Below are 14,798 nucleotides of genomic sequence, written 5' to 3' on the forward strand. Positions count from 1 at the left end.
GAACATTCGTTGAAAAAGCCGGTCAGGTCTTGCCTGGCGCATGGCTTTCGAGGTGCGTCAACTTGTAGCAGGTCGGCGCGAAAAAGGCGCGGCAGTATAGCGCGGCTGGATCGAGCTGACACTCCGCAATGGCGGGTTGGCGTGGTGTCGAGGCGGATACGCCGTTGGTCCGGTAGCCAGTAGACTTCGTCGAGCAATCCAAATTTGAATAGTTATTTCACCCCTTGGCCATTACTATGGCATCACGCCTTTGCACTATTACGGTGCAATCAGGGGAGGGATTCCCATTCAGCACAGCGAGCCTGCGAGTGACCGAGTCCACCCTGCAACATCTACTGATCAAGCGTTTCTCACTGGCCGCCGGCACTTACGCTTTGGTAGTGGCGCTGGTGTGGGTGGCGGTTCTGACGCAGTATTGCCGCGTGTCTCTGGTGACGGCGGTGGGCACCACCTGCCTGGTCGCGATCAGCCAGGGCGCGCTGTATTGGGTATTTCGCAGCGGTGCCAATCAACGTTTCAGCGATCCCAGCCTCACCGAGTTTCAAGTGCTGCTGGCAGTGGCCTGGCACACCTGGTTGATCGGCAATCTGGAAGTGGCACGCGGCACTTTCATGGTGATGTATGTGTTGATCCTGCTGTTCGGCGTTTTCCACCTGCCACGTCGCGCCTTCGTACGCTGTGCGCTGGTGGTGTTCGTCGCCTTCGTCGGGGTCAATCTGTGGGAGGCCTATCGCATGGCCCTGCCTGACCCGGGCCTGGCCACCCTGCAGATCTGCGCCATGCTGGTGGTGCTGTTGTGGTTGTGCATGTATGCAAGCTATGTACAAACCTCGCGCCAACGCATGCGCCAACGCCGTTATGCCTTGCAGGCCCATCAGGATACCCTGCGGGGCATGATGCGCCAGCTTGAAGACCTGGTCGCCACCGATGAGCTGACAGGCTTGTTCAATCGTCGACACTTCCTGCGCCTGGCCTCGCGCGAGCTGGCCACGCTCAAGCCCGATGTCGAGCATGGCCTGGCGCTGATCGACCTCGATCACTTCAAACGCATCAACGATATCCACGGCCATGCGGCCGGTGACCAGGTGCTGCAAGCCTTCGCGGCCTTGACCCAGGATTGCCTGCGCGACGGCGATGTGCTGGCCCGGTACGGCGGTGAAGAATTCGTGCTGCTCATGCCCGAAGTCGACGCAGACCAGCTGGTGCGGTGCTGCGAGCGGCTGCGCAGCGCCTTTGCCGACGCCGATCCGCAAGGGCTGGGCGCAGCCAATCTGAGTCTGTCGGTGGGCATGACGATGCTCAAGCAGGGCGATGATCTGGATGATGCGCTGCAGCGTGCCGACCAGGCGCTGTATCGCGCCAAAGGTGAAGGCCGCAACCGCTGCGCGGCGGCCTGGGACATGGCCGATGCCTGAGCTGGACGTCGGTGGCAGGCGCTGGACGGTGGCGGCGGGCAGCAACCTGCTCGACGCCCTCAACCAGGCCGGCTTGCAGGTGCCCTTCAGTTGTCGCGCCGGCAGTTGCCACGCCTGCCTGGTGCGCTGTGTTGGCGGCGAGCCACAGGACCGCAAGCCCGATGCGTTGAATGCCAGCAAACGTGAACAGGGCTGGCGCCTGGCCTGTCAGTGTCAAGTCGTCGAGGATCTGCAGGTGGCAGTCTTTGATCCACAGGGCGACGGTGTGACGGCGCATGTGATCGGCTGTGACTGGCCTTCGGCAAACGTGCTGCGCCTGCGACTAGAGGCGCAGCGCCCGCTGCGCTATCAAGCCGGTCAGCACATGCTGCTGTGGACGGTTGCACCCGACGGCGTGCAAATCGCGCGGCCCTATTCCATCGCCAGCCTCGCCCAGGCCGATGACTTTCTGGAGTTTCATCTGGACTGTCGGCGCCCCGGTGCTTTCATCGACCAGGCTCGTCGCCTGAAGGTTGGCGATACTCTGCAGCTGGGCGAAGTGCGCGGTGGAGCCTTGCACTACGATCCTGAATGGCAGGCTCGGCCATTGTGGTTGTTCGCTGCCGGCACGGGTCTGGCTCCGTTGTGGGGTGTGCTGCGAGAAGCGTTGCGACAAGGTCATCACGGCCCGATCCGATTGTTGCACATGGCCAACGAGCACTACCTGGATGAACCGTTGCGCGCGCTTGCCCAGCTTCATCCCAACCTTGCGGTAGAGCAGTTCCCGGCAGGCGAGCCACCGCCGTTGCGCCTGCTGTCGCGCCAGACTATCGCCCTGGTGTGTGGCTCGCCGATCAGCGTGGAAGAGTTTTCCCGAAGGCTGTTCCTGGCCGGCCTGCCCAGAAGTCAGCTGTATAGCGATGTCTTCGTCGGCCGCGGCTGAGTCGTAACACGCATTCGCGGGCAGAGCCCGCTCCCACAGGGGCGACGGATGACCGCTGTGGAATCACCCCTGTGGGAGCGGGCTCTGCCCGCGAAAGGGTTTAGACGATGCATCTGACCCACCGCAGTGCACCCTTCGCGGCCACAGACCGCTCCTATAGAAATGCAAAAGGCCCCGAGGTGTTCACCCCGGGGCCTTTGGTCTTTCGACGATTACTCATCAATCGACCAGCGGATCACCCACGTGCAGGATTTTCATCCCGTTGGTGCCACCCGTTTGCGCGTAGCTATCACCCTTGGTCAGGATGACCCAATCGCCCTGTTGCACGATGCCCATCTCGAGCAGCTTGTCGATGGCAGCCTTGCTCACTTCGCTCGGCGGCAGAACGGCCGGGTCGAAGTCCACCGGGTAGACCCCGCGGAACATCGCGGCACGGGCCTGGGTGGCCCGCTGTGGCGAGAAGGCGAAGATCGGCACCGATGAGCGCAGGCGCGACATGATCAGCGAGGTATAGCCGGTTTCCGTGAGCGCGATGATTGCCTTAACGCCCGGGAAGTGGTTCGCCGTGTACATGGCAGCCAGCGCGATACTTTCGTCGCAACGCTGGAACTGCGTATACAGGCGATGGCTGGACTTCTTGCTGGTCGGATGCTTCTCCGCGCCGACGATGATCCGCGCCATGGCCTGCACGGCTTCGATCGGGTAGGAGCCGGCAGCGCTTTCGGCCGAAAGCATCACGGCGTCGGTGTAGTCGAGCACGGCGTTGGCCACGTCGGACACTTCAGCGCGGGTCGGCATGGGGTTCTGGATCATCGACTCCATCATCTGGGTCGCCACGATCACCGCCTTGTTGTTGCGGCGAGCGTGCTGGATGATCTTTTTCTGGATGCCGATCAGCTCGGCGTCGCCGATTTCCACTCCCAGGTCGCCGCGGGCCACCATGACCGCGTCACTGGCGCGGATCAGGCCGTCGAGGGTTTCGTCGTCGGCGACTGCTTCGGCGCGTTCGATCTTGGCCACCAGCCAGGCGGTACCGCCCGACTCGTCGCGCAACTGACGCGCGTATTCCATGTCCGACGCATCACGCGGGAAAGACACGGCCAGGTAGTCCAGGTCCATCTCGGCGGCAAGCTTGATGTCCGCCTTGTCTTTCTCGGTCAGGGCCGGTGCGGTCAGGCCACCACCGCGGCGGTTGATGCCCTTGTGGTCGGACAGCGGACCACCGATCAGTACCGAGCAGTGCAGCGAGTCGGCGGTGGCGGTTTCCACGCGCATGACCACGCGGCCATCGTCGAGCAACAGTTCGTCGCCCACGCCGCAATCCTTGACCAGGTCCGGGTAGTCGATACCCACGACCTCCTGGTTGCCGTCGGTGAGCGGATGGCTGGTGGAGAAGGTGAAGCGGTCGCCGACCTTCAGTTCGATGCGTTTGTTGGTGAACTTGGCGATGCGGATCTTCGGACCTTGCAGGTCGCCGAGCAGGGCGACGTGACGCCCCAGGCGCGCGGCGATCTCGCGGATCAGACGGGCGCGAGCCTTGTGCTCATCCGGTGTACCGTGGGAAAAGTTCAGGCGAGCGACATCCAGACCAGCCTTGATCAGTTGTTCGATCACTTCCGGCGAGTTGGAGGCGGGGCCCAGGGTGGCAACGATTTTGGTACGGCGAACGGTCATGCACTGACTCCTTTATTGAAGCGCTGCCAAAGGCTACTCCTCAATTGCGCTGTAGTCATCGTTCCTCTGCACAACATGTCCAGGAATTGGCCGGGAGGATTTGCACGCACCGGCATCCAATGCCTGGGTATTGAAGATTCCCGGCAATGGGTCGATAAACCCTGATAACCCCCTGCGGCAGGAGAATCCCATGCGCGCGCTTGTATTGATTGCCCTGGCCATCGCCGTGTCAGGCTGCACCCGCTGGTCGATGGACCAGCACTTGAACAGCGCCTATCGCGCCTACGACGACGGCAACTGCGAGAAAGTCGTGCTGGAACTGTCCCAGGTCGACCGCAAAAGCCGGTCGCGGCCCTATGTGCAACCGGAGGTCTCGATGCTGCGTGGCCAGTGCCTGGAGCGCCAGAAGTTGTACGTCGACGCCGCCCAGACCTACCAGTACATCATCAACCGCTATCCCTCCAGCGAGTACGCCTACCGCGCCCAGGCGCGTCTGCAGACACTCGATCAACTGGGCCACGTGCGTCCGGGTGTGCCCGCGCAGCCACGGCCGGCGGCATTCTGAGGTAAATTTCCTGTACTCTGAAACGGCCTTGAACAAGGCCTGGGCTACGCTGGACGAGTGGAGCTACGAAACGACAGAGGATGAACACGACACATATGCCGGATATCTACAGCAGGCCCATCATGTACACCGAACGTCGGATCGAGCGGCATCAACTGCCGTACTACCTCAAGGTCTACAACCGTCACACCGGTCGTGCCATGGGCTACATGGGCAACGTGTCGGATGTCGGGCTGATGCTGATCAGCGAGCTGCCGTTGCTGGTCGGGCCGGTGTTCGAACTGCAGGTGAAAATCCCTTCGGTCGAAGGCGAGCCCAAGCTCATCGACCTCTCGGCGCAGTGCCTGTGGTGCCATGAAGACGCCACGCCGGGGCACTACGATTCGGGCTTCGAGCTGCAGGGCCAGGTGCCCACCGAGTTCCTCAAGCTGGTCGACGCGCTGCGTCAGTACTTCACGTTCCATCCCCATGGCACGTCGGCCTGACGGGTCATCCAGGGTTCAGGTACGCGGCTGCCGCAGGCTTCGATAGCGCATCAGCGATTCTGCGGCGATCTCGCCAGGCCATGCGTCCACGACATTCACGCCGCCTGCGGCCAGCCGATCATGCAGGCGCTGGCGCAGCAGCAGGCGCTGCATCACTCCGCAGTAGAGCAGTGCTTCGCGGCGGGTTCGGACCGGCTGTTGACGCAGGCGCTCGAGTGCTTCATCGCGCAGGCTGGCCAGCAATACCGGCCAGCGCTGCGCGGCCCTGCTCAACGCCAGGGGCCAGGTCGATTCGATGCCGGCATGAAAGCCGGTCACCATCACCAGCAATGCGTAGTCGTGTTCGTCGCGGTGCAGGGCATCCAGGACCGTGGCGGGATCGCCGTCTATCGGGCAGGGCTCGAGCTGCGCGAGCGCTTCAACCAGGCGCTGCAACTGTTCGGCGCCGGGTTGCGGTTTCAAGTGTACGGGCGACGTGCTGGAAGACACGTGCAGGCCGACGGCGAATCCGTCAGCCAGTACCGTTTCGCCCAGTTGCAGGCAAGCGTGTACGGCGTGTTTCAGGTCGCTTGAGTGGGCACCCGGGTGACTGGACCAGGCGCCACACTCGAGCAGGATCATCACCGCCCGCTCGGCCGGAACGGCGGACGGCTCGACCGTTCCCACTGCAGCAGCGACGGGGTGGCCGATCCGGGCAGCGGCCGACATCGGCCCCAGGCTGTCCCGCAAGCATTGCAATTGCGCCACGGTGCGGGTGAACACTCGAGCGGGCATCCGCCGACCGCGCACGGGCATCAGTGCGGCACCGATGCTGCGGGTCGATTGCTGCGAGAGTTGGGCCAGCACCTGCCATTGCTCGGCCACTGCAAGCGCGTCGAAACCCGGATGGTGCAGGCAGGCACGCTGCAGCAGGTCTCGCTGCAGGGCGGCCAACACTTCTCCCGGCCCCAGCTCGCGCAGGGATCGACGTCCTTGCTCACGAATGCCCCGCAACCGACCTCGGTCCAGCAGGTTCGGCGCACGCTGTGGCCGCTGTCGCGTCCTCATCCACCACAGGCCCGGCACGGCTGCCAGAAGCAGCGCGGCAAACACCCACAGCGCGTATCGCCCAGGCGGCTCAGGCACCGGCTCGAACACCCAGGTCACTTCGCTGCCCTGATTCAGGTACCACAGCAGCCAGGCATTGTCGTAGCGCTGGATCTGCTCGTCGGTCCACAGGCGGGCATCGCTGACCAGGGTGATGAGGCCCTCGCCGTAGGCCATCTGCATCAGATGCGTGGCGCCGTTGCTGTTGGCCCAGGACTGGACCTTGCCGGTCGGGTCATCCAGATGGCGTTGCGTGTCGAAACCCATGTAGGCCGGCGCCGATTCGTCTTCCAGATAGAGCTTGGTCAGCGAAGGGTAGTCGTCGCCCGCCGCAGGCGGCAGTTGCGGCAACTGCGAGCTCGACTGCACGCGAATCTGCAGGCGATCGAGCAAAGCATCCCCACTGCTGGCGCGGGCCTCGTCCCACAAGGCGTCGGCGACCGCCAGCAGGCGTCCGCCACGCTGCACCCAGCCCAGCAGACGGTCGACTTGCTGGGCCGACAGCGGCGTTTGCCGGTGCAGCAGCATCAGGCTGTGGCCGCGTGCAGGCAGCGTGTCCAGTTCGTCCCAAGTGGTGGTCGCATGGTTGCCCAGCCCTTGTGCCTGGAGAAAGTCCCGGGCACCTCGATAGGGCGTACTCACCGACGGCTGTGAAGCGAGGATTCGCGCGATGGATTGCCGTGCAGCCTGGCTGTTCAGCGTCTGATCGAGCAGGCGCGGGCTGTCGAGATCGGCGGCGCCGGTGAGGCCGCCCCACAGCGCCAGTGCAACCAGCAAGGCCGCTGCACGCCGAGCACGCTGCCGTCGGGGTGGTCTCAACGGACCGCCACCAGGCTCAACAGCTGCCCATCGAGCCAGGCGAACTGCCCGTCGATTTCGAATCCGCTGGCGAACTGCGGTGACAGGTCGAGCAGCAGGCGCAGGCGTGCCTGCCCTTGGGCAGACCAATGCAGCACTTCGGCATGTTCGAAATAGAAGCGCTTGCCGACCAGCGGATACAGCGCCTTGAACAGGCTTTCCTTGAGGGAGAACGTCAAGGTCACCACCATGGCCACCTGGTTCGGGTCCATCCGGGCCTGCTCGTCCAGGGTCAGTATTTCCGCGCGCAGCCGTTCGGCGCGCGCCAGCGGCAGCAGGTTCTCGATATCCAGGCCCAGTCCCTGGCAGTCATCGCGGCTGGCGACCACGGCTGCGGCCCGACCGCTGCCATGGGTAATCGACCCTACGGTCTGTTCAGGCCAGATCGGCGCGCGGTCGGTGCCGATGACCGGCACCTGCGCTTCGCCGGTGAGGGCCAGCAGTGCCCCGCGTGCGCAGACACGTCCAGCCAGGTACTCGGCCTGGCGCTTGGCCACCGAGCGCTGGATCGATGCAGGCGCGACGATGCCGCACCGCGCGAAATCCTCGGTCGTGAACGCGCTGTGCTCGAAACGGTTGCTGAACAACCGTGCGCCGGGCACCGATTCAGGCAGTGGCCAGTGCTGGCGCAGATCGCTCAGGCAAGCGGGGAGGGCTGTATTCATGTGCGCATTCTGCCCAGCCTCGTCGTGCAAGGGAATGACGATCATTGCACGCGCGTTTCACCGCTGAATACCAGGGTCTGGCGGCACCGCCGGCACAGGTAGCGGCGGCCTTTGCCAACCATGCCGTGGCGCTGGGCGGAAAAGGCGAAGTCGCCGTCGGCGCAGGGGCATTTGTAGAGGTAACGGATAACCTGGCGACGTTTCACCGCATAGCTGTGGCAACGGTGGGGTGTCAGCTCGTAGACACCGCGCATGATCAGTTGCCATTCCTCGCCATGGGGCGCAATGCGGTCGCCGAACAACTGATGGGCGACCAGGTGCGCGACTTCGTGGGGCACGGTCTGCCTGAGGAAGTCCTCGGTGTTCTCGCGGTAGAGCTGTGGATTGAAGCGCAGCAGGTTTTCATGCAGGTGCGCGACACCGGCTTTCTGCCCGCGCAGCTTGGTGCTGACCACCGGGCGCCGGAAAGGCCGCTTGAAAAACAGTTCGGCCTGGCAGAAACAGGCTTCGACGCGTTGATTGAGTTGCTCGGGCATTCTTTGACACACTCCAGATGCGCCGATTATGCCGCAACGTCCAGGCATTGCCGAGCCACCCGTCGGTACCACGCGCAGGTATCGCTTGCTGCGGCGCTACACCCAATACATCAAAGCGCGTAAAATGCCCGGCTTTTGTCACACACCTCGCGGATCCTGTCGCCATGGGCACTCTTTCGGTCAACCAGAACAAATTGCAGAAACGCCTTCGCCGGCTGGCCGGTGAAGCCGTCGCCGACTACAACATGATCGAAGACGGCGATAAGGTCATGGTCTGTCTTTCGGGTGGCAAGGACAGCTACACGATGCTCGATGTGCTCCTGCACCTGCAGAAGGTGGCGCCCATCGCTTTCAGCATCGTCGCCGTGAACATGGACCAAAAGCAGCCGGGCTTCCCCGAGCAGGTGCTGCCGGCCTACCTGGAACAGCTGGGCGTGGAGTACCACATCGTCGAGAAGGACACCTATTCGGTGGTCAAGGAGCTGATCCCCGAAGGCAAGACCACCTGCTCGCTGTGCTCGCGCCTGCGTCGCGGCACCCTGTACAACTTCGCCGACCAGATCGGTGCGACCAAGATGGCCCTGGGGCACCACCGCGACGACATCGTCGAGACGTTCTTCCTCAACATGTTCTTCAATGGCTCGCTCAAGGCCATGCCGCCCAAGCTGCTTGCCGACGACGGGCGCAACGTGGTGATCCGGCCGTTGGCTTACTGCCACGAGAAGGATATCCAGGCCTACTCCAACTTCAAGCAGTTCCCGATCATTCCCTGCAACCTGTGCGGTTCCCAGGAAAACCTGCAACGCCAGGTGGTCAAGGACATGCTGGTTGACTGGGAGCGCAAGATGCCCGGCCGCACCGACAGCATCTTCCGCAGCCTGCAGAACGTGATGCCATCGCAGTTGGCCGACCGCAATCTGTTCGACTTTCACAACCTGCGCATCGACGACAGCGCCCCGGTGCGGATCGCCAATGTGGTGAACCTGTAACACCGCGGCGCCCCGTTCGCGGCCGATGGCCGCTCCTACGGGAGATCTGGATCGCCGTAGGAGCGGCCATTGGCCGCGAAAGCCTAGACCCCCTGTAGGAGCGGTCAGTGGCCGCGAAGGGCGCCCCGCTATTTCTCGCCAACCGCCCCTGCCGTGACCACCTGCACACTCAGGCGCGGCGTCGCCAGGTCCAGCCCGGCCTCGTCCATCTGCCGCTTGAGTGCCAGGTTGAAGGCGCGCGACACCTCCCACTGCTTGATCGGGCCGGTCTTGAACCGCGCCCGCAGGATCGCCGTACCCGACTCGAAGCTCTCCACGCCCTGAAACTCCAGCGGCGACCAGATATCGCGCCGATGCAACGGATCGCTGCGCATCTTCTGGCCCACTTCGCGCATCATCTTGATGGCGTCGTCGATGCCCATGCTGTAGGGCACCGCCACGCGGAAGATGGCATAGCCGAATTCCCGCGAGTAGTTCTTGATGCTCTTGATTTCGCTGAACGGAATGGTGTGCACGATGCCGTCGATATCGCGCAGGCGCACGGTACGGATGGTCAGGCCTTCCACAGTGCCCAGGTGCCCACCTACATCCACGTAGTCATCGATGGCCAGGGAATCCTCGATGATGATGAACAGCCCGGTGATCAGATCCGCCACCAGCGACTGCGCGCCAAAACCGATGGCCAGGCCGATCACACCCGCACCCGCCAGCAGTGGCGTGACGTTCATGCCCATGTTGGCCAGGGCAATGATCGCCGCAATGATGAAAATGGTCACGAACAGCACGTTGCGAATCAGCGGCATCATGGTCTGCGCGCGCGCATTGGCCATGCCCTTGCGCGAGCGCGTGAGGGCATGGTGGATACCGGTGTCAGCCAGGATCCACACCAGCCAGGCGAAGATCAGCGTGCCCACCAGGCTGGCCAGGCGCACCGAGATCTCGTGGCCATCGCCTTCGGTGAAGCCGATCAGCGACATGCCCCACACGCGCAGACCCAGATCGATGAAAACCACCCAGATCAGCAGGTGCATCAAGGTGTAGGCAAAGTGACTCAAGCGCTCTGAATACAAGGCATGACGCCGCGGGCCCTTGGGCGGGCGCAGGGCGTGACGCCGGATCAGGCCATTGATGACCATGCACAGGATCAACAGCACCGCACACATCAGCGACTGGCGCAGGGCCGTGCTGGTGTCGCCGGCCGAGAAGAACGTGGCGAACAGCGAGATGCCGACCAGCACCAGCGCCGGCAGGTACCAGAAGCTGCCGAGGATCTCGATGGTGTCGCTCAAGGCTCGCCGGGTCAGGCGTCGCGACAGCGGCTGGTTGCGGATCAGGTGGGCGATGGGCCGGCGAAAGCGCAGGATGAACAGCCCGGTCGACAGTGCCGCCAGCACATTGGCAAGGGTCGCGGCGCTGTGTGCCAGGTGCTGGCCGAGCGCAGCGACCATCCGTGGGTCGCTCAACGCCTCGCCGAAGGCGGCGAAACTGCCGATCAGCCACAGGGGGCGAAACGCACGGTGACGCAGGATGTTCAGCGCGCGGTGTCGATGGGGTCCGTCGAGCAGGGAAAACGCGATCACGCAAATCGCGGAAAACAGTGTGCCGACCACCAGCGCGTAGGCCATCACCATCGCCAGGCTCTTGCCCAATGAAGAGGGCAGGGCGTAGCCCACATAAACGGTAATGACCAGCGCCACCAGCCAGGGCCCGAGCTTGCGCAAGGCAAAGCGCAGCAGGTCGAGGGTACGCGGATGCTGCGGCAACTCTTCCGACAGGCCAAAGCGCACGCGCACGCGATGCCCGATCCAGATCAAACTGTAGGCAAGCAGGCTCCACACCAGAATGATCAACAGAAATGCGCCGATGATCGGTGGCCATTCGGCCATCGGCAGGGCCAGCGCCTCTAGCTCTTCATGGGCCAGGGCGACTTCCGCGCCCCAGCGCTGGAACGGACTGTTATCGCCGGAAAACTGCTGGTCGACGTGCGCCAGGGCACTGCCGATCATGCCCAGCACGCCCTGCTCGGCCGCGGGTTGGGCTTGCCGGGTGCTGTCCCGCAGTTTTTTCAGGTCGCTCAGCAGGCGCGTGCGCTGCTGTTCGTTTTCCAGGGTCTGGATCACCTGATCCAGGGACTGACCCAGGGGTTGGGCAGGTTGCTCGGCGGGTTTCTCCGAGCTTCCCCCCAGCAATCCAGGCAAGGCAACGGCCTGAGCGGTGATCGGCAGTAGCAACAAGACTGCAAGCGCCAGGCGCAGGAAAAGGGCCATCAGTGGAATCACCTGTAGATCGGTGTTTGCGTGGTCCGCCCTGTGCCCGCCGAGGGCCGACCACGAAGAGTGTAAGCGTGAGCGTCACCTGCGTGCCGGCCGCTCACGTGCGTGCTGCTAGGGCAGCTCGTTGCTGGCATAGAACGCGCCCAGTACCTTCACCAGATGCGCCAGGTCATGGCTGCCGGCAAGCTCGCGAATCGAATGCATGGCAAACGTCGGCAAGCCGATGTCGACGGTCCTGATGCCCAGGTGGCTGGCGGTGATCGGGCCGATGGTCGAACCGCAACCCATGTCGCTGCGTACCACGAAGCTTTGCACCGGTACTTCCACGGCCATGCACAGGTGGCGGAAGAACCCCGCCGTCTCGCTGTTGGTGGCGTAGCGCTGGTTGCTGTTGACCTTGATCACCGGCCCGGCATTGAGTTTGGGCCCGTGGTTGGCGTCGTGCTTGTCGGCGTAGTTGGGGTGAACACCGTGGGCATTGTCGGCCGACACCAGCAGCGAACGCTGGATGCTGCGTACATACTCGTCGCCCTCGGGCAGCAGGCGCTGCAGGACCTGTTCGAGCATCGGCCCGTCGGCGCCACAGGCCGAACTGGAACCGATCTCTTCATGGTCGGTACACACCAGCACGCAGCTTTCATCGCCCTGGGCATCGAGCAGGGCCTGCAGGCCGGCGTAACAGGACAGCAGATTGTCGAGCCGCGCGCCGGCGATGAAATCACCGTGCAGGCCAATCACCGCAGCACTTTGCGTGTCGTAGAAGCTGAGCTCGTAATCCAGCACCACGTCGGCATTGAGCCCGTGTTCGCGTGCCAATTGCTCGGTCAGCAGCGCACGGAAATCGACCCGCTCGTCACCGGCCACCTGAGCCAGCACGGGTGGCAGTTCGTTCTGTGCGTTGATCGCCCAGCCCAGGTTGGCCTCGCGGTTGAGATGAATGGCCAGGTTGGGCACCACGGCAATCGGCAGGCGGAAATCGATCAGCTGGCTTTCGACCTTGCCGTCACGGCGAAAGGTGACCCGCCCGGCCAGCGACAGATCGCGGTCGAACCAGGGCGCCAGCAACGCACCGCCATAGACTTCGACGCCCAGCTGGAAGAAGCCCTGGCGCTGCAACTCGGGTTGCGGCTTCACCCGCAGGCAGGGGCTGTCGGTGTGAGCGCCAACCAGGCGCAGGCCGCTCAGCAGCGGTGAATGCTTGCCCAGCCTGACGGCAATGATCGAGGAATCGTTGCGCGTTACGTAGTAGCGCCCACCGGGCACCGTGTTCCAGCTCTCGCGCTCGTCCAGCCGCTGGTAACCGGCTGCCTCGAGGCGGCGAGCCAGCGTCGCGGTGGCGTGGAATGGGGTAGGGGAGGCCTTGAGAAAATCGATCAGGCCTTGGTTCAAAGCTTCACGCATAGAAAACTCCAGACAGCAATGCCACCGAGTTTACCCGATTGCCCACCCGTGTGGCTGCTGCTCCCACACAGGACCTGGCATACCGGCAGGAGCGGTCATCGCCCGCGAAAGCCTCACCGCTGTTCAGAAGGGTGCGGCGCACTCGAATTTCATCCGCTCACCCGTCACCGGATGGGTAAACGCCAGCATGCTGGCATGCAGGCACAACCGTTCGTGTGCCTGCAACGCCTCGGGGTGGGCATACAGCCGGTCACCCAGCAGCGGATGACCGATCGACAACAGGTGCACGCGCAATTGGTGGGAACGCCCGGTGATCGGCGTCAGCTCCACGCGACACCACTCGCCGCAGCGCTCCAGCACCTTCCAGAAGGTCAGCGCATTCTTGCCGTGCTCGTGATCCACCACGTGCCGTGGCTTGGTCGGCGGATCGTAGCGCAGCGGCAGGTCGACACTGCCACTGTCCAGCGCAGGCTGGCCCCAGGCCAGGGCGGTATAGGCTTTTTCCGTCTCGCGGTCGTGGAACTGACGGGACAGCTCGCGGTGGCTGTCGGCATCGCGCGCCAGCAGAATGATGCCGCTGGTTTCCCAGTCCAGGCGATGCACGATGCGCGCCTCGGGGAAGCCGTTTTCCTGCAGGCGGGTGATCAGGCAGTCCTTGTTGTCGTCGGCGCGCCCGGGCACCGACAACAACAGGGTCGGCTTGTCGATGACCAGCACGGCGGCGTCCTGGTGGATGATGCGAATGTTCGACAACGGCATGAAAGGTCTATCTCTCAGAAACGCCAACGGCGGCGCGTCGACCCTTTTCAGCAAAGGGCCGGCGGGCCGCCGTGGAGCCGAGCGCGGGGCTCAGCGGTCGGGCAGGGTAATGTTCAATTCCAGAATCGAGCAGCTACCCTGATTCTCGAGCGCAACCTGTACCTGGTCGCTCTCGATGTTCACATACTTGCGAATCACTTCCACCAGCTCTTTCTGCAGAGCCGGCAGGTAGTCAGGGGTAGTGCGTTGGCCGCGTTCATGCGCCACGATGATCTGTAGACGCTCTTTCGCGACCGACGCGGTATTGCCTTTCTTGCGGTCACGAAAGAAGTCGAAAATATTCATTAGCGACCTCCAAACAGGCGCTCGACCCAGTTCTTCTTCTTGAAATCAAGGAAGCGGTGGGGCTTTTCCTTGCCCAGCAAACGGTCGACGGCATCGCTGTACGCCTGGCCGGCGTCGCTCTGGTCGTCGAAAATCACCGGCGTACCCGAGTTGGACGCCTTGAGCACTGCTTCGGATTCCGGAATTACGCCCAGCAGGCGGATGGCCAGGATTTCCTCGACGTCTTCCACGCCCAGCATCTCGCCGCGGCTGACGCGCTCGGGGCTGTAGCGGGTGATCAGCAGGTGTTCCTTGATCGGATCCTCGCCGTTCTCGGCGCGTCGCGACTTGCTCGCCAACAGGCCAAGCATGCGGTCCGAATCGCGTACCGAGGACACCTCGGGGTTGGTCACCACGATTGCTTCGTCGGCGAAATACATGGCCAGGTGAGCACCTTTCTCGATGCCTGCCGGGGAGTCGCACAGAATGTAGTCGTGGGTCTTGGACAGCTCGGTGATGATCTTCTCGACGCCTTCCTTGGTCAGGGCGTCCTTGTCGCGCGTCTGGCTGGCAGCCAGGATGAAGAGGTTCTCGACGCGCTTGTCCTTGATCAGGGCCTGCTGCAGGGTCGCTTCACCGTTCACCACGTTGACGAAGTCATACACTACGCGGCGTTCGCAGCCCATGATGAGGTCAAGGTTACGCAGGCCGACGTCGAAGTCGATGATGACGGTTTTGTGGCCGCGCAGTGCGAGGCCGGTGCCGATGGCGGCGCTGGTGGTGGTCTTGCCCACACCACCCTTGCCGGATGTAACCACTAGAATCTTGGCCAAGGTGTATCACCCC

Annotated in this window: 14 protein-coding genes; 5 read left to right on the top strand and 9 right to left on the bottom strand. The window is 63.4% G+C overall.

Translation table 11 applies throughout. The features are described from left to right. Positions 1 to 308 precede the first annotated feature (308 nt). Both ONG87_RS05145 and ONG87_RS05150 read left to right on the top strand, forming a co-directional pair. The gene (locus ONG87_RS05145) at positions 309 to 1,415 is read left to right on the top strand and encodes a diguanylate cyclase (RefSeq protein ID WP_122479346.1); all 1,107 of its coding nucleotides are present in this window, start codon (positions 309 to 311) and stop codon (positions 1,413 to 1,415) included. Next, a complete protein-coding gene (locus ONG87_RS05150) occupies positions 1,408 to 2,337 on the top strand; it encodes an iron-sulfur-binding ferredoxin reductase (RefSeq protein ID WP_264382336.1) in 930 nt (309 codons plus the stop codon). Before ONG87_RS05145 ends, ONG87_RS05150 begins: the two co-directional genes overlap by 8 nt. A gap of 219 nt (positions 2,338 to 2,556) precedes the next feature. Here the strand turns inward: ONG87_RS05150 and pyk are convergent, their stop codons facing one another. After that, positions 2,557 to 4,011: a pyruvate kinase gene (gene pyk, locus ONG87_RS05155; protein WP_122479344.1), complete on the bottom strand. Its 1,455-nt coding sequence runs from the start codon at positions 4,009 to 4,011 to the stop codon at positions 2,557 to 2,559. Between the two features lie 190 nt (positions 4,012 to 4,201). On the opposite strand from pyk, the gene ONG87_RS05160 reads away from it, so the two are divergent. Continuing rightward, positions 4,202 to 4,576: a tol-pal system YbgF family protein gene (locus tag ONG87_RS05160; RefSeq protein ID WP_056843377.1), complete on the top strand. Its 375-nt coding sequence runs from the start codon at positions 4,202 to 4,204 to the stop codon at positions 4,574 to 4,576. A gap of 122 nt (positions 4,577 to 4,698) precedes the next feature. Then, positions 4,699 to 5,061, top strand: a complete 363-nt coding sequence (locus ONG87_RS05165) for a PilZ domain-containing protein (protein ID WP_122479721.1) — start codon at positions 4,699 to 4,701, stop codon at positions 5,059 to 5,061. Between the two features lie 15 nt (positions 5,062 to 5,076). On the opposite strand, the gene ONG87_RS05170 is transcribed toward ONG87_RS05165, so the two are convergent. From ONG87_RS05170 to ONG87_RS05180, 3 genes are read right to left on the bottom strand one after another with little or no spacing between them, the layout of a single operon-like run. Continuing rightward, positions 5,077 to 6,966 (bottom strand): DUF4350 domain-containing protein, encoded by a 1,890-nt coding sequence (locus ONG87_RS05170; RefSeq protein WP_264382337.1) that lies wholly within the window; start codon positions 6,964 to 6,966, stop codon positions 5,077 to 5,079. Next, positions 6,963 to 7,670 (bottom strand): 4'-phosphopantetheinyl transferase, encoded by a 708-nt coding sequence (locus tag ONG87_RS05175; RefSeq protein ID WP_264382338.1) that lies wholly within the window; start codon positions 7,668 to 7,670, stop codon positions 6,963 to 6,965. Before ONG87_RS05175 ends, ONG87_RS05170 begins: the two co-directional genes overlap by 4 nt. Positions 7,671 to 7,711: 41 nt before the next feature. Next, positions 7,712 to 8,206 (bottom strand): SprT family zinc-dependent metalloprotease, encoded by a 495-nt coding sequence (locus ONG87_RS05180; RefSeq protein WP_122479342.1) that lies wholly within the window; start codon positions 8,204 to 8,206, stop codon positions 7,712 to 7,714. A 164-nt stretch (positions 8,207 to 8,370) separates the two neighbouring features. Here ONG87_RS05180 and ttcA point away from each other — a divergent pair, with 164 nt between their 5' ends. Then, the gene (gene ttcA, locus ONG87_RS05185; protein ID WP_264382339.1) at positions 8,371 to 9,195 is read left to right on the top strand and encodes a tRNA 2-thiocytidine(32) synthetase TtcA; all 825 of its coding nucleotides are present in this window, start codon (positions 8,371 to 8,373) and stop codon (positions 9,193 to 9,195) included. A gap of 128 nt (positions 9,196 to 9,323) precedes the next feature. Here the strand turns inward: ttcA and ONG87_RS05190 are convergent, their stop codons facing one another. The 5 genes from ONG87_RS05190 to minD all read right to left on the bottom strand — a co-directional run bounded on the left by ONG87_RS05190 (position 9,324) and on the right by minD (position 14,785). Continuing rightward, a complete protein-coding gene (locus ONG87_RS05190; protein WP_264382340.1) occupies positions 9,324 to 11,462 on the bottom strand; it encodes a mechanosensitive ion channel family protein in 2,139 nt (712 codons plus the stop codon). Positions 11,463 to 11,579: 117 nt separating this feature from the next. Then, the gene (locus ONG87_RS05195; protein ID WP_122479339.1) at positions 11,580 to 12,869 is read right to left on the bottom strand and encodes a M18 family aminopeptidase; all 1,290 of its coding nucleotides are present in this window, start codon (positions 12,867 to 12,869) and stop codon (positions 11,580 to 11,582) included. A 123-nt stretch (positions 12,870 to 12,992) separates the two neighbouring features. Continuing rightward, on the bottom strand, positions 12,993 to 13,628 hold the full coding sequence (locus ONG87_RS05200) for an RluA family pseudouridine synthase (protein WP_264382341.1): 636 nt from the start codon (positions 13,626 to 13,628) through the stop codon (positions 12,993 to 12,995). Positions 13,629 to 13,718: 90 nt separating this feature from the next. Continuing rightward, a complete protein-coding gene (gene minE, locus ONG87_RS05205) occupies positions 13,719 to 13,973 on the bottom strand; it encodes a cell division topological specificity factor MinE (RefSeq protein ID WP_122479337.1) in 255 nt (84 codons plus the stop codon). Next, the gene (gene minD / locus ONG87_RS05210) at positions 13,973 to 14,785 is read right to left on the bottom strand and encodes a septum site-determining protein MinD (protein WP_122479336.1); all 813 of its coding nucleotides are present in this window, start codon (positions 14,783 to 14,785) and stop codon (positions 13,973 to 13,975) included. Before minD ends, minE begins: the two co-directional genes overlap by 1 nt. Between the last annotated feature and the right edge of the window lie 13 nt (positions 14,786 to 14,798).

The sequence above is a fragment of the Pseudomonas sp. MM227 genome, from assembly GCF_947090715.1.
Taxonomy (GTDB): Bacteria; Pseudomonadota; Gammaproteobacteria; order Pseudomonadales; family Pseudomonadaceae; genus Aquipseudomonas; species Aquipseudomonas baltica.